This window comes from Zoogloea sp., assembly GCF_028693495.1.
GTDB lineage: Bacteria > Pseudomonadota > Gammaproteobacteria > Burkholderiales > Rhodocyclaceae > Zoogloea.
In genome coordinates, this window is sequence record NZ_JAQUVG010000007.1 from 39,766 (window position 1) to 60,282 (window position 20,517).

Annotated in this window: 19 protein-coding genes; 12 read left to right on the top strand and 7 right to left on the bottom strand. The window is 66.0% G+C overall.

All coding sequences use genetic code 11. From position 1 onward, the window contains the following. The first annotated feature begins 406 nt into the window (after positions 1-406). From PHD22_RS02480 to PHD22_RS02510, 7 genes are all read left to right on the top strand, one after another. Positions 407-1,942: a flagellin gene (locus PHD22_RS02480; RefSeq protein WP_299861807.1), complete on the top strand. Its 1,536-nt coding sequence runs from the start codon at positions 407-409 to the stop codon at positions 1,940-1,942. A gap of 82 nt (positions 1,943-2,024) precedes the next feature. Beyond that, positions 2,025-2,399 carry a flagellar protein FlaG gene (locus PHD22_RS02485; protein ID WP_299861810.1) on the top strand — a complete coding sequence of 125 codons (375 nt, stop codon included), beginning with the start codon at positions 2,025-2,027 and terminating at the stop codon, positions 2,397-2,399. Between the two features lie 180 nt (positions 2,400-2,579). Beyond that, positions 2,580-4,004, top strand: a complete 1,425-nt coding sequence (fliD, locus tag PHD22_RS02490; protein WP_299861812.1) for a flagellar filament capping protein FliD — start codon at positions 2,580-2,582, stop codon at positions 4,002-4,004. Between the two features lie 19 nt (positions 4,005-4,023). Continuing rightward, the gene (fliS, locus tag PHD22_RS02495; RefSeq protein WP_299861814.1) at positions 4,024-4,422 is read left to right on the top strand and encodes a flagellar export chaperone FliS; all 399 of its coding nucleotides are present in this window, start codon (positions 4,024-4,026) and stop codon (positions 4,420-4,422) included. 31 nt (positions 4,423-4,453) lie between these two features. Beyond that, positions 4,454-4,798: a flagellar protein FliT gene (locus PHD22_RS02500; protein WP_299861816.1), complete on the top strand. Its 345-nt coding sequence runs from the start codon at positions 4,454-4,456 to the stop codon at positions 4,796-4,798. 22 nt (positions 4,799-4,820) lie between these two features. After that, on the top strand, positions 4,821-5,978 hold the full coding sequence (locus PHD22_RS02505) for a flagellar hook-length control protein FliK (RefSeq protein WP_299861818.1): 1,158 nt from the start codon (positions 4,821-4,823) through the stop codon (positions 5,976-5,978). After that, entirely contained in the window at positions 5,975-6,331 is a 357-nt protein-coding gene (locus PHD22_RS02510) for an EscU/YscU/HrcU family type III secretion system export apparatus switch protein (protein ID WP_299861820.1), read from the top strand. The genes PHD22_RS02505 and PHD22_RS02510 overlap by 4 nt, the downstream gene beginning before the upstream one ends. On the opposite strand, the gene PHD22_RS02515 is transcribed toward PHD22_RS02510, so the two are convergent. From PHD22_RS02515 to PHD22_RS02535, 5 genes are all read right to left on the bottom strand, one after another. Next, complete coding sequence (locus PHD22_RS02515; RefSeq protein ID WP_299861822.1) at positions 6,310-6,582, bottom strand: oxidative damage protection protein; 273 nt, start codon at positions 6,580-6,582, stop codon at positions 6,310-6,312. The genes PHD22_RS02510 and PHD22_RS02515 overlap by 22 nt on opposite strands. A gap of 63 nt (positions 6,583-6,645) precedes the next feature. Then, positions 6,646-8,058, bottom strand: a complete 1,413-nt coding sequence (locus tag PHD22_RS02520) for a sensor domain-containing diguanylate cyclase (RefSeq protein ID WP_299861824.1) — start codon at positions 8,056-8,058, stop codon at positions 6,646-6,648. A 13-nt stretch (positions 8,059-8,071) separates the two neighbouring features. Then, the gene (argA, locus tag PHD22_RS02525) at positions 8,072-9,463 is read right to left on the bottom strand and encodes an amino-acid N-acetyltransferase (protein ID WP_299861826.1); all 1,392 of its coding nucleotides are present in this window, start codon (positions 9,461-9,463) and stop codon (positions 8,072-8,074) included. A 24-nt stretch (positions 9,464-9,487) separates the two neighbouring features. Further along, positions 9,488-10,975 carry a polyphosphate:AMP phosphotransferase gene (pap, locus tag PHD22_RS02530; RefSeq protein WP_299861828.1) on the bottom strand — a complete coding sequence of 496 codons (1,488 nt, stop codon included), beginning with the start codon at positions 10,973-10,975 and terminating at the stop codon, positions 9,488-9,490. Then, the gene (locus PHD22_RS02535; protein WP_299861844.1) at positions 10,968-11,708 is read right to left on the bottom strand and encodes a 16S rRNA (uracil(1498)-N(3))-methyltransferase; all 741 of its coding nucleotides are present in this window, start codon (positions 11,706-11,708) and stop codon (positions 10,968-10,970) included. The genes pap and PHD22_RS02535 overlap by 8 nt, the downstream gene beginning before the upstream one ends. A gap of 150 nt (positions 11,709-11,858) precedes the next feature. Between PHD22_RS02535 and PHD22_RS02540 the strand changes: the two genes are divergently transcribed. Further along, positions 11,859-12,665, top strand: a complete 807-nt coding sequence (locus PHD22_RS02540; protein ID WP_299861847.1) for an inositol monophosphatase — start codon at positions 11,859-11,861, stop codon at positions 12,663-12,665. A 130-nt stretch (positions 12,666-12,795) separates the two neighbouring features. After that, positions 12,796-13,671, top strand: a complete 876-nt coding sequence (locus tag PHD22_RS02545) for a phosphoribulokinase (protein WP_299861830.1) — start codon at positions 12,796-12,798, stop codon at positions 13,669-13,671. A gap of 15 nt (positions 13,672-13,686) precedes the next feature. Here the strand turns inward: PHD22_RS02545 and PHD22_RS02550 are convergent, their stop codons facing one another. Then, on the bottom strand, positions 13,687-15,456 hold the full coding sequence (locus tag PHD22_RS02550; protein ID WP_299861832.1) for a hypothetical protein: 1,770 nt from the start codon (positions 15,454-15,456) through the stop codon (positions 13,687-13,689). A gap of 4 nt (positions 15,457-15,460) precedes the next feature. Continuing rightward, entirely contained in the window at positions 15,461-16,840 is a 1,380-nt protein-coding gene (locus PHD22_RS02555) for a hypothetical protein (protein ID WP_299861834.1), read from the bottom strand. 178 nt (positions 16,841-17,018) lie between these two features. Between PHD22_RS02555 and tkt the strand changes: the two genes are divergently transcribed. The 3 genes from tkt to pgk all read left to right on the top strand — a co-directional run. Further along, positions 17,019-19,049, top strand: a complete 2,031-nt coding sequence (tkt, locus tag PHD22_RS02560) for a transketolase (protein ID WP_299861836.1) — start codon at positions 17,019-17,021, stop codon at positions 19,047-19,049. 101 nt (positions 19,050-19,150) lie between these two features. Further along, on the top strand, positions 19,151-20,179 hold the full coding sequence (gap, locus tag PHD22_RS02565; RefSeq protein WP_299861838.1) for a type I glyceraldehyde-3-phosphate dehydrogenase: 1,029 nt from the start codon (positions 19,151-19,153) through the stop codon (positions 20,177-20,179). 67 nt (positions 20,180-20,246) lie between these two features. After that, positions 20,247-20,517, top strand: a 271-nt coding sequence (pgk, locus tag PHD22_RS02570; RefSeq protein ID WP_299861840.1) for a phosphoglycerate kinase, incomplete at its 3' end; no start/stop codon positions are given.

A 20,517-nucleotide genomic window follows, 5' to 3' on the forward strand; every position in this document is an offset into this window, starting at 1 on the left:
GGGGTGGCATAGCAGCCACCTCCCCCAGACAAGCGGCCCCTTCGGCACCGTCTTCACGATGGCCGCATGCATCAAAGCCACATGAGCAGCGGATATACCGCCCGCCAACCCTGCAGCCCCTCGTGCCCCCGCCCTGCAAGCCTGTCGGTAGCCCGCAACAGATCCTGACCAATAGCGTGATTGCTGCAGCTAAAGCTTTGTTTTTTTACGCCGCTATCAAAAGCCAAGCGGTAATCCGGCCTCGATTTGGGTAGGCGACATTCTTACAAAATGTCAATATTTTTTCTAAAGTTGATTCGGGCGGTTCCGTTAATGGTCTCAACGGCGGTTGCCTTACTCACACCGGGCAAGGCGAACCAAAGTTAAGCTGAAACGCTTATCTTGAACGGAATTAAGGAGAACCATCATGGCAATGGGCATCAACACCAACGTCGCTTCGCTCAACGCGCAACGCAACCTCACTTCGTCGCAAACCGGGCTGGCAAATTCGCTGCAACGCCTGTCCTCCGGCCTGCGCATCAACAGCGCCAAGGACGACGCGGCCGGCCTGGCGATCAGCGACCGCATGACCGCCCAGATCAACGGCCTCAACCAGGCTGCCCGCAACGCCAACGATGGCATCTCCCTGGCCCAGACCGCCGAAGGTGGCCTCGGCACCGCCACCGACATCCTGCAACGCATGCGCACCCTGGCCGTGCAGTCCGCCAACGGCACCAACTCCGCCTCCGACCGCGCCTCGCTGCAGGCCGAAGTGGGCCAGCTGCAACAGGAGCTCAACCGCGTCGCCAGCACGACCCAGTTCAACGGCCAGAACATCCTGGACGGCTCGCTCAACAACGCCCAGTTCCAGGTCGGCGCCAACGCCAACCAGACGATCAATTTCTCGATCGGCAGCGCCGCGGCAACGGCTATCGGCAACAACAAGGTCGCCACCACCGATGCCGCAGCGACACTTCTGTCCGAAGCACATAAATCTGCGACCGCGGATACGATTGAAGCCAACACCTTCCTGGCGCAGGCCATCACCATCCAAGGTAACGGCAGCTCTTCGACCATCCCCAACACGACACTTACTGTCGGGTCGTCGGGCCATGATGTCGCAGCAGCGATAAACGCCGCAGCGGGTAGCACCGGAGTGACCGCCACGGCCAGCACCAGCGCAACTCTTGGTGGTTTTGCGGCTGGCAACGTCAGTCTGACGCTTCAAGGCGCGCCCACCTCGGCAGGTGCAGCCAACCCCGTCACGATCAACGCGACGCTCGCCAACGCTACCGATCTGTCCGGCCTGATCAGCGCGATCAACACTCAAACCGGCTCCACCGGCATTGCGGCGGTCGCAGGCAAGACGGCTGGTACCATCGAACTCACCCAGTCCCAGGGCTACGACATCGGCGTCATGAACAACACGGCCTCCACGGCCTTGACGGTCACGGGCCTCAAATCCGACGGCACTGCGGGTACGACCCAAACACTCGCGGGCACCGGCAACGCCGGCAATGCGGCAACGGTAGGCGCGTCCGTCAGCTTCAGCGGCCCGTCCAACTTCACGGTCAGCACCAGCGTTGCCAACTCCGGGCTGTTCGCCGCGACGACCGCCAACGCGAGCACGCTGAACGCCGTTGGGTCGATCGACCTCACGAAGATGTCCGGCAACACCCCCCAAGGCGCAAATGACGCAATCGCGGTGATCGACTCGGCCCTCGCCAACATCGACAACGCCCGCGCCAACCTGGGTGCGATGCAGAACCGCTTCACGACCACGATCGCGAACCTGAGCACCACGTCCGAGAACCTGTCGGCATCCCGCAGCCGCATCCAGGACACCGACTTCGCGGCGGAAACGGCCAACATGACCCGCAACCAGATCCTGCAGCAGGCCGGTACCGCGATGCTGGCCCAGGCCAACCAGCTGCCGCAGAGCGTGCTCAGCCTGCTGAAGTAATCACCCTCGGCCTGTAAAGGCATGAGAATGCGGCGCCGGAGTCCTTCAAGGTCCGGCGCCGCACGCACGAGAGGAGTGCATCATGGAAATCCGCAACGTCGCAAGCAGCGTGCAACCGCCGCCTCAGGCAACGGCCACCGCAGCAGGCAACGCCGCCCGCAGTCCGGCGGCGACCCCGCTCGGCGCCACCGGCGAAACGCCTGGCGTCACCACCACGCAGACGGCGAAGCCCACTCTCGATCAGGTCAAGCAGGCTGTCGATCAGGTCCAGCAGATTGTCCGCCCCCTTGCCCAGAGCTTGCAGTTCTCGATTGACGAGGACACCCACAATACCGTGGTCAAGATTGTCGACACCGAGACCAACAAGGTTATCCGCCAGATACCCTCCGAGGAGATGCTGCAGATGGCCAAGGCCCTCGACAAGTTCACCGGGTTGCTGATGAAGCAACAGGCCTGACGCATCCACCGATCGTTCCTGCTACGGCGGCTCGACATCCGGATGTCGCTACACGGCGGCGCAAAGACTGGCATGCCGCTTGCTCGAAAATGGGAAATTCTGCTTGTGGGGCTCAAGTTCTCGCCTTGAATTCCGTAAGCTTTTCCATAAAAGGTTGTTTGTGGCGAAACGAGGTTCCTCATGGCTAGCATCTCCTCCTTAGGCTCCGGCTCCGGGCTCGACCTGCAGGGGCTCCTGACAAAGCTCATGGCGGCAGAGCAGGCGCCGCTTACGCTGCTCAACAAGCGCGAAGCCAAATTTCAAGCCAGCATTTCAGCGCTGGGCTCCTTGAAGGGCGGGCTGGCCTCCCTGCAAACTGCCGCGGCGGCACTCAGCCCCGAGAGCACCAAGACGGCAACGGCAAAGTTCTCCACTTACCAGGCAAATGTTGCCGACAGCACCATTGCCACCGTTGCCACCAGCAGTTCTGCGGTCGCCGGCAGCTACAGCCTTGAAGTCACCGCGCTAGCTTCGGCCCAGCGCCAGGCCCTGGGCACGACCTACGGCGCGACTGACCCGGTGATCGATTTCGGGGGTAACGCCACCCGCACCCTCACCCTGACCAAAGGTAGTGGTCCGTCGGCAAGCTCCGTGGACATCACGCTGGACAGCACCAAGAACACCCTCGGCGACCTGCGCGACGCCATCAACAAGGCCGCGGCAGGCGTCTCCGCGGTGATCGTCACCGGCGCCGACAACAAACAGAACCTGCTGCTTACAGCCACCGACACCGGCACGGCCAACGCCGTCACCCTGTCGGGCAACGCAAGTTTTGTCGATCCGTCAGGTGGTGCAGCCATCGCCGCATCAAGCGCGTTCAGCACCACTCAGACGGCCACCGATGCCGCAGCGAAGATCAACGGGATTGCAGTCAGCGCGTCCGGCAACACGCTGACCACCGCGGTGGACGGTCTCACGATCAATCTGCAGAAAACCAACACCGGCAGCCCGACCACGATCACGCTCACCCGCGACACCGGCACGCTCAAGAGCGCCCTTACCGCCTTCGTCAAGAATTACAACGACCTCAACAGCAGCATGGCCGCGCTGGGCAACTACGACGCCACCACCAAGAGCGCCGGAGCACTCAACGGCGATGCGACGCTGCGGACCGCCAGGAGCCAGGTCCGCGGTGTACTGGACAACGTGCCGAGTTCGCTCAGCGGGGCCGCATATAAAAACCTAAGCGACATAGGCATCAGCGTCGACAAAGCCGGGGTGATGTCCCTGGACAACGCCAAGCTGCAAAAGGCCATCGACACCAATTTCGGTGCGGTGGCCGAACTGGCCGGCGCCTACGGCAGCCGCATCAAGAGCGTCACCGACAGCCTGCTCTCGAGCAGTGGATCGATCAGCGCAAAGATTGACGGCATCAACCGTTCGGTGGCCCTCATCGACAAGCAGCGCGACGCATTGAGCCTGCGCCTGACCGCCATCGAAAAACAATATCGCGCCCAATTCACCGCGCTCGACACGGCGATCGCCAGCATGCAGAACACCAGCTCTTACCTCACCCAGCAGCTGGTCGGCATCTCCAACATTACCAACTACAACAGCAACAACTAACCGTCTGCCGGAGAGAAACATGTCTTTTGGCTTTGCCCCGCGCGCCGCCAACGCCTACGCCCAAGTGGGGCTGGAAACCGGCGTCTCCGACGCCGACCCGCACAAGCTGATCCTGATGCTGTTCGAAGGCGCACTGCTCAGCATCGCCACCGCCTCGGCGGCCATCGACAGCAAGGACATCCCGGGCAAGGGCATGGCGATCTCCAAGGCCATCGAGATCATCAACGATGGGCTCAAGCTCAGCCTCGACTACGAAGCCGGCGGCGAACTCGCCGAACGTCTGGGTGCCCTCTACGACTACATGACGAACCGGCTGCTGTACGCCAACCTCCACACCAGCCGCCCGGCCCTCGAAGAGGTGGCGGGCCTGCTCCGCGATATAAAAGGTGCCTGGGAATCCATTGGCACCACGGTTTAACTCATTCACCACGCGCCCCCGGAGACATTTCATGAGTTCCCTCGCCCTCCTGGAACAGATGAGCACCTACTCGACCGAGATGGTGGATGCCGCCCGCGCCAACGACTGGGACCGCCTCACCCGCCTCGAGCGGCAGGTGGCTTCCCTGCGTGACCGCATGGGCGTGGAAGACGCCCTGGGAGCGCCCGGACGCGGCCTGCGGATGTCGGAAGAAGAAAAGCAGCAGAAGGTTGCCCTGATCCGCCGCATCCTCGATGACGACAAGGAGGTTCGCGTTCATACCGAGCCCTGGATGGACAGCGTGCGCAAGATGCTTGGCGGCACCGCCCAGGAAAGCAAGGTGCGCAAGCTCTACAGCAGCAACGAAGGAAGCTGAGCCCCGGACGGGCGGTGCGACCATGATCCCCGGAGATCTCGCGACCCGCCTGCGGATGCTCACCGAAGCCAGCTTCTTCAGCACCGAGCCCAATCTCGCACCCCTCGCCCGGGTCAAGGCGATCAGCGCCAACCTGCCCGAGTTCTCCCCGGGCGAGCGGATCACCGCCACGATCCAGCGGGCCAACCAGGATCAGACCTTCCAGGGACGGGTCAATGGAAAGGACGTGATCCTCTCCATGAACCAGCCGGTCAAGGCCGGTGACACGCTGGAACTGGTGGTTACCCAGGTCACCCCCCGGGGCATCGTGGCCACCCTGGCCAATCCTCCCCCTCCGGCCGCCAATCAGGCGGCCCTCAGCCAGACTGGCAAGCTGATCAGCTTCCTGCTGACCGGCCAACCCGCCGCCGAAGGCGTGCGCCTGAATGGCGGTCAGCCGCTGCAGGCGGCCCCCCCGCAAAGTGGAGCCCCCGCCAGCCAGCTGGCCGGGGCCTTGAGCAGCGCAGTGGCCCAGAGCGGCCTCTTTTACGAAGCCCACCAGGCGCGCTGGCTCGCCGGCCAGCTGGATACCGCCGCCCTGCGTCTGGAACCCCAGGGCCGTGAGGCTGCGCTGCCCCGCCCCCCAGTGGCGGGCGCGGGCGTCGGCGCCAGCCCGGCGGCGGCCACGCCGGCAAGCCCAGCGGCAGGTGCGGCCGCCACAACGCCAGGCACCCTGCCAGCGTTGCCTCCTTCCCTGAGACCGGGGGAAGCCGCCCTTTCTACGCAGGTAGCCGGCGGGGGCATCCGCCCGGACACCAGCGGCCCGGTGGCGGAGCGGCTGGTACCCCTGGTGCATCAGCAGCTGGACGCCGTGGCGAGCCACCAGATTGCCTGGCAGGGACAGGTCTGGCCAGGCCAGTTCATGGAGTGGGAGATCGAGGACCCGGAAGGGGACGGCAGCCATCCGGACGATCCTGAATCCACCTGGAACACCACCCTGCGCCTCACCCTGCCCCGGCTGGGAGGGGTGGAGGCGCGGCTGCACCTGACTCCGGCGGGGGTGGCCCTGCGCCTGATCACCGATCAGGAAGAGACCCGCACCGCACTGCAGGCCGGCCAGGCCCGCCTGGCCGAGGCCCTGGCCGCTGCGAACGTGCCCCTGACCGGCCTGGTGGCCGAGCGCAAGGCTGACGTCCCATGAACAGCCCCGAACAGCCCGCGGAACTGCGCTCCGAAGCCGTGGCCCTGGCCTATCAGGCGGGCAACGCGGCGCCGACCGTGGTGGCCAAGGGGCGGGGGCTGATTGCCGCCGGCATCATCGCCAAGGCCAAGGAAGCCGGGGTGTATGTGCACGAGTCCCCCGAGCTGGTGGCCCTGCTGATGCAGGTGGACCTGGATGCCCGGATTCCGCCGGAACTCTATATCGCGGTAGCCGAGCTGCTGGCCTGGCTGTATGCCCTGGAAGAGGGCGTCCATAACAGGACGGCCCCGAAGTTTCCGGGGCCGTCAGCGGTGCAGCAAGCGGGGCCTGATCAGGCAGCCGGCGGTACGTAGCCGGCGACCTGATCCGCTCCGCCGCCAAAGAAGTAACGCTCCAGCTGCTCGGCCAGATACTTGCGGGCCCGGGCATCCATCAGGTTGAGACGGTTTTCATTGATGAGCATGGTCTGGTGCTTGACCCATTGCTGCCAGGCCTCCTTGGAGACGTTCTCGTACACCTTCTTGCCCAGTTCGCCGGGCAGGGGCGGTAGATCCAGACCTTCGGCCTCGCGACCGAGCTTCACACAATTGACCATGCGTGCCATTTGTTACCTCTCGAGTGGGGAAATCCGGGTCGGCCTGGCCGACTCCGCTGAAACCCCGTGATTCTAGCCCTCCGGGGCGGACTGATCCAGGTTCACGCCATCCGTCCCGGGCAGCCCCTGCTTCCAGCCGTTCCCCCCCTGGCTCTTGGCCTGGTACATGGCCCGGTCGGCCGCGGCAATCAGCTGCTCTCCGGAACACAGGTCCCCGCTGCCCAGGGTGATGCCGATGCTGGCCGTCACGCCGGTGTCCTGTCCGTCAAAGTGGAAGTGCTGCCCGGCAATCGACTGGCACACCCGCCGGGCCAGTTCCGCCAGCCCAGCGGCGGTGGCCGCCGGCACCAGGATCGCAAACTCGTCGCCTCCCAGGCGAAAGAACATTTCGTTGCGCCGGATCACCGCCCCGACCGTTCGCGCCAGCCCCACCAGCACTTCATCACCGGCCTGATGGCCAAAACGGTCGTTGACCGGCTTGAATCCGTCCAGATCGATGCCCAGCAGCCCAACCCGGTCGCCGTGGCGCCGGGCGTCCGCCAGCATGCGCTCCAGCTCTTCGTGGAAGCGCCGGCGATTGTAGAGGTTGGTGAGGGGATCCCGCTCGGCCAGGTAGGTCAGCTGGGCAGCCACCCGGCGCTGTTCGGTGACATCCTCGAAAACCCACATCCGGCCGATGGGGTGCGCCCCGTGGGGGCCGGGGACCACCCGGGACATGTCGGTGACCAGCCGCCCATCCGCGAGGAGGATCTCGTAGGGTGTGCTGGGCTCCATGTGGGCCAGCACGTCTTCCAGATGCTGCAGGTAGGCCGCCGGATCTGCCAGCTGGGGCAGGACCCACTGCTTGAGCACGACATCCCGCACCCCAACGCCGGCATCGGCCTCGGAGATGCCCCACAGGCGGTAGAACGCCGGGTTGCAGTACACCACCCGCCGCTCCTGATCCATGAACAGGATGCCCAGGCGCAGCACCCCCAGGAGCGAGGACAGCCGCGAGCGCTCCTCTTCACTGCGGCGCAGGTAGTGCTCCGACAGGGCCTGGGCCCGTCGCAGCGCCGCCACCGTTTCGAGGAGTTCGAATTCGGCCACCTTGCGGGCCTGGATGTCCTGAAAAATCGCCAGCAGCCCGAGCCGCGCGCCGTCCTCTGCATGGACCGGCTGCAGGTGGCAGGCCACCCACAGGGCATCGGCAGGCGGCTTGCAGAGACGCAGCTCGAAATCGCCTCCTGCCCCCCCGGCCAGACAACTGCGGATCTGCGCCCGCAGGAAGCGCCGGTCCTTGTCATGGATCAGCGACTGGATGAAGTCCTCGCTGGCCAGCAGCGTTGCAGGACTCACGCCGGTGAGGCGCTCTACGGAGGGGGTGATCCGGAGCAAGCCACCCGCGCCGTTGATCCAGCACTCGATGGCGTGCCCCTGCTCGGCCGCCCGCTGAAAACAGCGCGCCTGCTGTTCATCCAGACTGCGGACGGGGGTGGAGCTCATGGCCTGGGGATCCTTAAAGGGTTTTCATGAAAACCTTGGAGCGGCGGCTGACATCGTACATCTCGCGCTTCTGGCGGGGCAGCGCTTCGGGGGGCGCCTCGCGGAAACCGCGCTCCCGGAACCAGTCCGCGGTACGGGTGGTGAGCACGAACAGGCGCTCGACCCCCATGGCCCGGGCGCGGCTCTCCATCCGGCCCAGCAGCATCTCCCCGAGGCCGGCGCGGCGGTGCTGGGGGACCACCGCAACACAGGCCATTTCGGCGGCGCGCTCGTCGATGAAGGGGTACAGGGCCGCACACCCCACCAGCACGCCGTCGTATTCGACCACGGTGAAACGCTCGATCTCTTCTTCCAGACGCTCCCGGCTGCGCCGCACCAGGGTGCCATCGGCCTCCATCGGCGCAATCACGCTGGACAGGGCGCCCACGTCTTCGATGGTGGCCTCGCGCAGGCGGAACAGGGGGTCCCGGGTCAGCACCGTGCCCACCCCCTGGGGCGTGAAGAACTCCAGCAGCAGGCCCCCGTCCTTGTCCCGGTCGATCAGGTGGGCCCGCCCGACCCCCTGCCGGACGGCACGGATGGCACAGGGCAGGTACAGATCCAGATCCTCGGTCATGCCCTCACCGGCCTTGAGCTTGACCTCCGCGTCATCGGCGGTGATGGCCTCGATCAGCGCGCCGCCGGCGTCGAGCAGTCCCGGGGCATCGCACAGGTAGATCAGCTTTTCGGCCTTGAGGGCAATAGCCACCGCCTCGGCCACCGCCTCCATGCTCATGTTGAAGATTTCTCCGGCGGGTGACACCCCCAGGGGAGACATCAGCACCACGTTCTGCTGGTCCAGATCCGCCGCAATTTCATCGGCAATCACCCGGCGTACCGCCCCGGTAAAGCCGTAGTCGATCCCGTCCACGACCCCCACCGGCTTGGCGGTGACGAAGTTCCCCCCGGTCACCCGCATGAAGCTGCCGGCCATCGGCGTGTTGGGCAGCCCCTGGGACAGGAGGGCCTCCACCTCGATGCGGGTGACGGCCATCGCAGCCTTGACGCATTCCAGGGCGGCCGCATCGGTGACCCGCAGGCCCTTGTGGTAACGGGGCTCCAGGCCCCGGCGGGCCAGCTCGGCCTCGATCTGGGGACGGGCCCCATGCACCAGCACCAGGCGTATTCCCAGGGCAGCGAGCAGGTTGCAGTCACAGGCCAGGGCCTGGGCGAGCTGGCCCGCGGCCACCTCGCCGCCGAAGCCGAGGACGAAGGTCTTGCCGCGGAAGGCATGAATGTAGGGCGCCGCTGCCCTCACCCAGCCCACAAAGCGCTGGGAAAGCTGATCGGAGCCCACTTCGGGAAATGGATTGGGAGTCGTCACGTCGGGAGTGGCCGGAGCACTGTCTTGGGATGCCTTGTACATTCACATTCGGAGGGAAATCGGAAGTCACTTCTTGAGGGCGTCTTCCAGGCGGGTCACGAGGGTCCGCAGGACCTTGAGCCGCGCATAATATTTATTGTCGGCCTCGACGAGGGTCCAGACCGCGTTTTCGGTGCTGGTGCGGTCAATCATGTCACAGACCGCAGGTTCGTAGAGAGGCCACTTCTCCCGGTTGCGCCAGTCTTCCTGGGTGATCTTGTAGCGCTTGAAGGCTTCCTGCTCCCGGTCCTGGAAGCGCCTGAGCTGCTCCTCCGGACTCACCGACAGCCAGAATTTCAGGACCACGGCGCCGGCGGACACAAGTTGGTCCTCGAAGTCATTGATCTCGGCGTAGGCCCGCATCCAGTCGGCCTCGGAGCAAAAGCCTTCCACCCGCTCGACCAGCACCCGGCCGTACCAGGAGCGGTCGAAGATCGCCACCTTGCCGCGCCGGGGCAGACGGCGCCAGAAACGCCACAGGTAGGGCTGGGCCAGCTCCTCGTCGCTGGGGGCGGCAATCGGAATGACATGGTACTGACGGGTATCGAGGGCCTGGGTGATGCGGCGGATCGCCCCCCCCTTGCCCGCGGCATCCATGCCTTCAAAAACCAGGATCAGGCTGCGCCGGGCAAACGCCTCGCTGCGCACGGCCAGGGCCAGACGACCCTGCAGCTTCTCCAGCTGCTTGTCGTACTCCTTCTTGTCCATGGGCTGGTTGAGCACCAGGGCATTGAGCAGGTTGCGCTGGTCCACCGGAGGCAACAGGGGGGCGGCGGTCTGCCGGGTCTTGTACCCCTTGGCCAGAAAATCCAGCTTGCGCCGCAGGGCATCGAGCAGGGTGCGTCCCACATGGACCGACCGGTACTGCGGGTCGGAGCCATCGACGATGACCCAGGGAGCCACCCCGGTGCTGGTGCAACGCAACACGTGCTCCGCCACTTCGCGGTAGCGGTCGTAGTGCTCGTAGAACTCCCAGTCCGCCTCCTGCACCCGCCAGCGGGTGTCCGGATTGGCCTCGAAGGCTTTGAGGCGTTTCTTCTGGCCGGACTGGGACAGGTGGAACCACAGCTTGATGAGCAGGACCCCTTCGGCCGCCAGCATCGCCTCGAAACGGTTGAATTCGGACAGTCTCTGATCCAGCTCGGCTTTCTTGATGCGACCGAATGCCCGTCCCAGGATCGGATCGGAATACCAGTTGCCAAACAGGATCCCGATCTTGCCCTTGGGAGGCAGGGCACGCCAGAACCGCCACAGGGCAGGACGCTGACGCTCCTCGTCGGTGGGCTCATCAAAGGCATGCACCTCGATATGGCGGGGGTCCATCCACTCGTTGAGCAGATTCACCGTTTCCCCCCGCCCTGCCCCGTCGATGCCGTTGATCAGGACCACAGTGGCAAAGCCCTTGCTCTCGAGGAGCTCGAACTGGGCGCTCAACAGATCCGTGCGCAGCTGGGGCTCCAGTGCGTCATATTCAGACTTGGACAGCTTGTGCTCCAGCTCGGCGGATTCAAACATTGCGCTCTCCCAGGTAATCACCCCACAGGACCTGCAGGGCCGCCAGCGCGGCAAGGCCTGCGGTTTCGGTACGGAAAATCCGCGGCCCGAGGCAGAGGGGTTCACAACCGGCCTGCTCCGCCAGGGCGAGCTCCGCCGGCGCCCAGCCCCCCTCCGGACCGATCAGGATGGACAGCGCCCCAGTCGGCGCCGCCTTGCCGGCCAGAGCGCCGGCAGCCCCGGGCGCCAGGAGCAGGCGCCTCTCCCCGGTCGTCCGGGCCAGATACCTGGCCAGGGGCAGAATGCCATGAATCACCGGAACCCGGTTGCGCCCCGATTGTTCGCAGGCGGATATGGCGACCTGCTGCCAGTGGGCCACCCGCTTGTCCGCCCGGTCCCCCACCAGCTTGAGCACCGAGCGCTCCGCTGCCACCGGCTGCACGGCCACCGCGCCAAGTTCCACCGCCTTCTGGACGATCCAGTCCATCTTGTCACCGCTGGCCAGGGCCTGAACCAGGGTGATCGCCAGCGGCGACTCCCGCTCCACCGCCAGGCGCGGCCCCAGGCGGGCCAGGGGCTGCTTGCCGAGGGCCAGCAGGGTGGCGGCACACTCCCCGCCCTGACCATCGAACAGCACGACAGCGTCCCCCACCCGCAGGCGCAGCACGCGCTCGGCATGGTGGGCGACCGGACCCGGCAGGGGCATGTCGGATCCCGGGAGGATCCCGTCAGGGCAGAAGAAGCGCGGATTCATCATGCTATTATCCGCAAAACCGCGTGCGCGAAAGGGATAGAAAACCAGGATGATGCCCGCTTTTCCCGTCTTTCCTGTATCGGCAGGGCCATCGAGCCTTCCCGGACCGTGCTCCGTTCCTCCCCGAAGCGCCTTCGCCAGGCCTGCCCGATGACCACCGAACAACGCCTTGAACTCGCCTGCGCGCTGGCGGACACCGTCCGCCAGATGGCCCGGGAAACCATCCTGCCCCGCTACCTGAGCGCCGTTCGAGAGCAGAAGGCGGACGGCAGCGTGCTCACTGAAGCGGATCTGGCCTCCCAGGCGGCCCTGGTCGAGCGCCTGCCCCGCCTGATCATGGCGCCGGTGCTGGGCGAAGAGATGACCCCCGAAGAGCAGGGGCGCGTCTGGCACGAGGGCAAAAGCGGACTGTGGGTCATCGACCCCATCGACGGGACCACCAACTTCGCCAACGGCATCCCGTTTTTTGGCGTGGCGGTGGCCTATCTGGTCAACCATAAAACCGAAATCGGGGTGGTATACAACCCGGTGACGGATGAAGCCTTCTATGCCGCACGAGGCGCCGGCGCCTGGCTGAACGGCGTTGCCCTGCCCCTGCGCCAGCCCACCACCCGCCTCAAGGACGCGGTGGCCGGGGTGGACTTCAAGCGCATCAGCCACCACCTGGGGGATGAACTGGCCGTGCGCCCCCCCTACTATTCCCAGCGCAACTTCGGCTCCAGCGCCCTCGAGTGGTGCTATGTGGCGGCCGGCCGGCTGGACGTTTACCTCCACGGCGGGCAGATGCTGTGGGACTACGCTGCGGGACGGCTGATCCTCGCCGAAGCCGGCGGCGTCTACAGCACCCTGGGCGGCTCACCGCTCACCGCCGGCCCGGCGATCAAGCGCTCGGTGATCTCCGCCGCCACCCCGGCCTTGTTTGAACAGTGGAAGACCTGGCTCCACGCCCACTCCTGAAAGACCCGGGCAGGCCCCAGGCCGGCACGGAACGTGCGATAGATGAACGCTTGCGACCCGGTCGAGTGTTTTTGGAACAGGCCATGGCCCCGTGGCCTGTTCCAAAACTACTCACTTTCGGGAAAATCGCATGTCCATGAAACACCCCATCATCGTGGTGACGGGCTCCTCGGGGGCCGGGACCACCACGGTGAAACATACCTTCGAGGGGATTTTCTGGCGGGAAAAGGTGAACGCCGCCGTCATCGAAGGCGACAGCTTCCACCGCTACACCCGTGAGGAGATCCGCAGGCTCATCCTGGAGGCCGAAAGCCAGGGCAAGCGGGGCATCAGCCATTTCGGCCCCGAGGCCAACCTGCTCGAAGAGCTGGAGCAGCTCTTCCGCACCTACGGGGAATCCGGCAAGGGCACCCGCCGCTACTATCTGCACCAGCCCGAGGAGGCCGCCCGCCGGGGGCTCAAGGTAGGCGACTTCACCCCCTGGGAAGAACTGCCGGCCGACACCGACTGCCTGTTTTACGAGGGCCTTCATGGGGGCGTCATCACCGACAAGGTCAATACTTACCGCCACGCCGACCTGCTGATCGGCGTCGTCCCGATCACCAACCTGGAGTGGATCCAGAAAATCCACCGGGACACCAGGACCCGGGGCTATTCCCTGGAGGCCGTCCAGGAGACCATCCTCCGGCGCATGCACGACTACGTGCACTACATCGTTCCCCAGTTCTCCCACACCCACATCAACTTCCAGCGGGTGCCCATGGTGGACACCTCCAACCCCTTCATCGCCCGGGACATCCCCAGCGCCGATGAGTCGATGGTGATCATCCGCTTCCGCGACCCCCGGGGCGTGGACTTCCCCTATCTGCTGCGGATGATCCACGACAGCTTCATGAGCCGCGCCAACACCATCGTGGTGCCCGGCGGCAAGCTCGACCTGGCCATGCAGCTGATCCTCACCCCGCTGATCTGGAAACTGATGGAGCGCCGCCGCCAGTGGGTGTGACGACGGCAGGCCCGGTTACTTGCCCGCCACCACCTCGACCTCGCGACCCTGATCGGTCTTCTGGTCGTCCTTGAACTCCCCTTCCCAGGCGTCACCCTCGGGCGAGATCAGGCGCCCCTGGCCGTGCTTCCTGCCGAGCACCCAGGCGCCTTCATAACGGTTGCCGTTCTTCCAGAAGTAGCTTCCCCGGCCGTGGAACACCCCCCGGACGAAATCCCCGGTATAGCGCTCCCCCGTGGCAAAGACCAGGGTGCCGCGGCCCTGGGGCTGCCCCTCCAGCACGGCGCCATCGTAGCGGTTGCCGCCGGGAAACTGGATGGTGCCGTGGCCCGTGGCCTTGTCCTCAACCCAGTCGCCTTCATACCACTGGCCGTTGGTCCAGGTGAAACGGCCCTTGCCCTGGCGCAGCCCCTTGACCAGGGTCCCGGCGAAACGCTCGCCGTTGGCCCACTCGACGGTGCCCGTACCGCTCACTTCACCGCTGGCGGACACCACCGAGAAATTTCCCCGATAGGTGGCATCCCCGGCCACCGTCACGGTATCCAGGGGCGTGACGGCAGGCTCGGCCTGCACCGCCGGCGCCACCGCAGGCCGGGACGCGGGACGCTGTTCGACAGACCTGGCGGCCCCCGCAGCCGCCCCTGGGGAGGCTCCCGAAGAAGCCGGAACGGACACCGCCGCCGCGGCAAGCGCTGCAGCCGGTACGGCGGCGCCGGCGGGCGGCAGAGTTCCCCCCTGCGGGGCCGGCGGCACGGCCTTGCCGCTACCGAACTGAGCCATCGCCTGTGCCGGCAGGGGGGTCCCCCGCTCCCGCGCCAACGCATCCGCGTTGCTGCGGGCCAGATTCTGGGGCGTTCCCCGGCAGGCGCTCACGGCGTCCCGCCATGCGACTTCGGCCCGGATGGACATCTGATCCTTTTCTGCCGCTGCCACACCGGCGCCATGGGTCTTGATCCGCTGGGCCTGTTCGGTGGCCGCATCCCACAAGGGGCCGCAATACTCGGCATTATGGGCGTCGATCTGGGTCTGCTCTGCCTTGCGGTGGGCCTGCTGCTGCCGGTTACCCAGGCACTTGTCGGCCGCCCCCTCCCAGGCCATGACGGCCTTGCCGTACAGCATGGCTGCGTCATCCCAGCGCTTGTCCTTCCAGGCCCCCCGAGCAAAATCCACCAGCGCCGTGGCGCTCTTCCAGGCCGCATCACAGGCCGGACCGGCACTCAGGAGCTCGGCATTGGCGGCCCGCACCTTGATGGTGGCCGCCAGGCTGCGCTCGGCCTTTTCCCGGTGGGGCGGCTGGCACAGGCTGACCGCATCGCGCCAGGTGCTCTCCGCTTCACCGAGCAGGCGCTCCACCTCCACCGGGTCACCCTTGTCACCGCGGGCCATGGCGACCTTCAGATCCAGGTCCAGAGCCTTGTCCAGGCGGGGCAGGCACTCGGTCTGATGGGCCAGGGCCACCTCGGCCAGACGGAGCTCTGCCGTGGCCCGGTCACCCCGCCGGTTGGCCTGGATGGCCACTTCAGGACAACCGGCAGCGATCTTCAGGAGGCTGTTGCCGGCCTCCCGCAAGAGGGGCACCGCCTCCTTCCAGCGCCGCGTCGCCGAAGCCTGCAGCCCCCGCTCCAGCACACCCTCCGCCTCCTGAAACAGCACCGGGCAGCCCGCTGCCGTGGCGGCATCCGCCGTTTCGGGCATCAGCGCGCCGTCCGCCTGCTGGGCGATGGCGAGGGGAGAGAGGAGCATCAGACCGAGGGTCAGCCCCCCTCTGGCAATCATTCTGTTCATCACGTCAATCCGATCCCGATTCGAGGGGCATCCTCAACATTGCATCGATCAATCCGCCCGCCCCGGGAGCGGCCGGCACCACTTCATCACTTTCAGCCCGCAGCTCCAGGGCTGCCAGTTCATCACCGACGCTGGGCATCTCCCCCAGCTGCAGGGCGAAGACCTCCAGGGAGGCGCCCCTGAGCAAGGCCGTCAGCATCTCGGCCCGCTGGCTCTGGCGGGCCAGTTCCGCATAATCCCGCAGGCGCTCCTCGTCAAACACGAAGGCATTGCGCACCAGCCCGCGATCCAGCAGCTTCTGGTGCAGGGAAGCGCCCGCCAGGGGATCCCCCCCCAGGCGCATCATCCGGTCGTAAGCCCAGCGATCCGCGTTGTCGAAGACCGTGGTCGCCACCCAGGACAGGCTCGACACCGACAGGCCCACCCGGGCCATGAAGGAATCCCGCAGTACGTTGCCCGCCTGGCGCGCCACGGTCTTGCCCAGTTCTTCTCCCACCTTCTGCAGGTAATCCCTGCTGGCCTGTTCGGCCAGGCTGCGGGCCGCCTCCTGCAAGGCCTGCTTGGCAGCCGCCTCGCCAGCCTGCTTCGCAGCGGCCGCAGCCGCCGCCTGGGCCGCCTGACTGGCCGCAACCTTGGCCGCCTCCGCCGCCGCGTTGAGCCCCACCGCCAGGGAGGCCACCTCGAACAGGGTGGAGACGATCTCCTTGCTGTAATGGAAGGTCTTCATCCGCGCCCCGCCCTCCTCGGAGAGGCCCTGGGTCCATAGCACCATCCACAGGGCTTCGTCGGCGCTGACCTGGGGCACGAACACCTCCAGGGGGTGGATGCTCATGAGCCAGTGAAAATCCTGGTAACCGGGCGTGAGGGGCGGCGCCAGGCGGGTATAGCCCCGGCACACCTGAAAGGGCTTGATGACGATCGTCTTGCCTGCTGCGGTCTTGATGGGGAAAGGGTCTCCGTCATCCCGCAGCTCGGCCAGCTCCTCCAGCATCTTGGTGGAATTACGTTTGGCATAGCCATCGATGTCGACGATCTTGTCGCCCGGGGTGAGACCTGAATCGGCGGTTGCGGCCACCACCGTCAAGCGCTCATCCACCTGCAGCGCCCGCACCCAGGCCACCCGGTCATCCTCGGGCCAGTCGTAGCTGGTGGCCACACTGAAGGGAAGCTCCCACTGACGGCTGCACTCCGGATCCTTCAGGGCCGCCGAACGGGCAATGGCCGGGCGCAAGGCACGCTCCCCATGCCCGAGCATGCGCAGGCTGGCGAGCAGCCCCTCATTGACCTTGCGCCCATCATCCACCGTGTATTTGACCGTACTGCAGGCGCTCAGCAGGGTGGTCAGGATCAGCAGGCACGGCAGGAAGCGGGGGAAAGAGGACATCGACCAAGCCGTAAGTAAATGTAAGAACCGGCAACGGGGCCGATTATGCCGCAGTTTTGCCGCCGGCATCGGGGGATCCATCACGCCGCCGGGAACACCCCGAAAGCCTACCCAAGTACCGGGAAATCAAAGATAATTGCAGTCTTTGCGCGCCGTTTGCCCGGCCGAAGGTCCTTCGATGTCTTCTTCGCGTAATGTCAAGCTGCCCGTCTTCAACCCCCTGACTGGCGCGATTCGCGCGCTGGCCATGGACGCCGTCCAGAAGGCCAGTTCCGGCCACCCTGGCGCTCCGATGGGCATGGCCGAAATCGCCGAAGTGCTGTGGCGCCGTCATCTGCGTCACAACCCCGCCAATCCCCACTGGGCCGACCGGGACCGCTTCGTGCAGTCCAACGGCCACGGCTCGATGCTGATCTACGCCCTGCTGCACCTCACCGGCTACGATCTGTCCATCGACGACCTCCAGAACTTCCGCCAGCTCCACAGCAAGACCCCTGGCCACCCGGAAGTCGGCTACACCCCCGGCGTCGAGACCACCACCGGCCCCCTGGGTCAGGGCATCACCAACGCCGTGGGCATGGCCCTGGCCGAAAAGCTGCTGGCCGCCGATTTCAATCGCCCTGGTCACGAGATCGTCAACCACCACACCTACGTGTTCCTGGGGGACGGCTGCCTGATGGAAGGCATCTCCCATGAAGCCTGTTCGCTGGCCGGCACCTGGGGTCTGGGCAAGCTGATCGCCTTCTACGACGACAACAACATCTCCATTGACGGCCACGTGGACGGCTGGTTCACCGACGACACCCCGAAGCGCTTTGAAGCCTATGGCTGGCATGTGATCCGCGACGTCCAGGGCCACGACCCGGTCGCGATCGAGGCCGCTCTCAAGGCGGCCCAGGCCGAAACCGGCAAGCCCTCGCTGATCTGCTGCAAGACCATCATCGGCGCCGGCGCCCCCAACAAGCAGGACAGCCACGACGTCCACGGTGCCCCCCTGGGCAATGCCGAGATCGAAGCCGCCCGCGCCTACATCGGCTGGGCCCACGCCCCCTTCGAGATCCCCGCCGACGTCTACGCCGCCTGGGACGCCCGGACCAAGGGCGCTGCCTTTGAGGCCGAGTGGAACACCCGCTTCGCCGCCTACGCCGCCGAGTTCCCTGAACTCGCCACCGAGTTCACCCGCCGCATGGCCGGCGACCTGCCCGCCGACTGGGCCGCCCACGTGGACGCCGTACTCGCCACGGTCACCGCAAAGGGCGAAACCATCGCCACCCGCAAGGCCAGCCAGAACAGCATCGAAGCCTTCGCGCCCAAGCTGCCCGAGCTTCTCGGCGGCTCCGCTGACCTGGCCGGCTCCAACCTGACCCTGTGGTCCGGCGCCAGGGGCGTCAGCAAAAACAACGGCGGCAACTACGTGTACTACGGCGTGCGCGAGTTCGGCATGGCGGCCATCGCCAACGGCATCGCCCTGCACGGCGGCCTGATCCCCTACACCGCCACCTTCCTGATGTTCAGCGAGTACGCCCGCAATGCCCTGCGCATGGCGGCGCTGATGAAGGTGCGCCAGATCTTCGTGTTCACCCACGACTCCATCGGCCTCGGCGAAGATGGCCCGACCCACCAGCCCGTCGAGCAGACCGCTTCCCTGCGCCTGATTCCCAACATGGACGTGTGGCGCCCCTGCGACACCACCGAATCCGCCGTGGCCTGGGCCGCCTCCATCGAGCGTCGCGAAGGGCCGTCGTCCCTCGCGTTCTCCCGCCAGAACCTGCCCTTCCAGGCTCGCAGCGCCCAGCAGGTGGCCGATATCCGTCGTGGCGGCTACATCCTTTCCGAAGCCGGTACTGCAGCACAGCCAGCCGCCGCACAAGCCGTTATCATCGCGACCGGATCGGAAGTCGCCCTGGCCGTAGCCGCCCAGCAGCAGCTGGCCGACGAGGGCATCGCCGTGCGCGTGGTGTCGATGCCCAGCACCAACGTCTTCGATCGCCAGGATGCGGCCTACCGCGCCGCCGTGCTGCCCGCAGGCCTGCCCCGGGTGGCAGTGGAAGCCGGCGTCACCGACGGCTGGTACAAGTACGTGGGCCTCGAGGGCGCCGTGATCGGCCTCGACCGCTTCGGCGAGTCGGCCCCGGCGGGAGAGCTGTTCAAGTATTTCGGCATCACCGCCGACGCCGTCGTGGCCGCCGTGAAGAAGGTTCTCGCCTGAGCGGGCGGTACGCCGGACGCAACAACAGGGTCGGCACCCTGCAGGGTGCCGAATGCAACGTGATCGTGGTTTCGTGTATTTAAGACTAGGGAGAAGAATCGATGAGCATCAAGGTCGCCATCAATGGTTTCGGTCGTATCGGCCGCTGCACGCTGCGTGCCATTTACGAGCAGGGTCTGCAGAACGAGTTTGAAGTGGTCGCCATCAACGCCTCCGGCGATCTGGCCACCAACGCCCACCTGCTCAAGTACGACACCACCCATGGCCGCTTCGCCACCCCGGTGGAAACCGAAGGTGAGAACATCATCATCATCGACGGCAAGAAGATCCCCTTCTACTCCACCAAGGATCCCAAGGGCGTCAACTGGGGCAGCCACGGCGTGGATGTGCTGCTGGAATGCACCGGTGCCTACACCACCAAGGCCAAGGCCCAGGCCCTGCTCGAGCAAGGCGCCAGGCGCGTGCTGATCTCCGCCCCGGGCGGCGACGACGTGGACACCACCATCGTCATGGGTGTGAACGAAGAAGCGCTGAAAGCCGGCATGACCGTCGTCTCCAACGCCTCCTGCACCACCAACTGCCTGGCCCCGGTGGCCAAGATCCTGGCCGACAACGTGGGCATCAAGCAGGGCCTGATGACCACCATCCACGCCTACACCAACGACCAGGTGACCGTGGACGTGCGCCACAAGGACCTGCGCCGCGCCCGCGCCGCCGCCGCCAACATCATCCCCACCAAGACCGGCGCCGCCAAGGCCGTCGGCCTGGTGCTGCCGCAGCTGGTCGGCAAGGTGGATGGTTTCGCCCTGCGCGTGCCGACCATCAACGTCTCCCTGGTGGACCTGACCTTCACCGCCGACCGCGCCACCACCAAGGAAGAAATCAACGAACTGATGACCGCCGCGGCCAACGGCCCGCTCAAGGGCATCCTGGCGGTCAACACCGAACCGCTGGTGTCCTCCGACTTCAACCACACCACCGTCTCCTCCACCTTCGACGCCACCCAGACCCGCGTCATCAAGGGCGAAGACGGCTCCGTGCTGGTCAAGGTGCTGGCCTGGTACGACAACGAGTGGGGCTACTCCTGCCGCATGCTCGACGCGGCCCGCGCCTTCGTCAACGCCAAGTAATACCGCTGTTTCGACGCCCCGCCCCGTGCGGGGCGTTTTTCATTCCGACGCCTCAAAGTACATCATCATGCAAGTCAAGAAACTCACCGATCTCGACGTCAAGGGCAAGAAGGTCTTCATCCGCGCCGACCTCAACGTTCCCCAGGACGACGCCGGCAACATCACCGAAGACACCCGCATCCGCGCCTCCATCCCGTCCATCAAGTTCGCCCTCGAAGGCGGCGCGGCGGTCATGGTCACCTCCCACCTGGGTCGCCCCACCGAAGGCGAGCTGAACGCCGACGACACCCTCGCCCCCGTGGCCGTGCGCCTGGGCCAGATGCTCGGCAAGCCGGTGC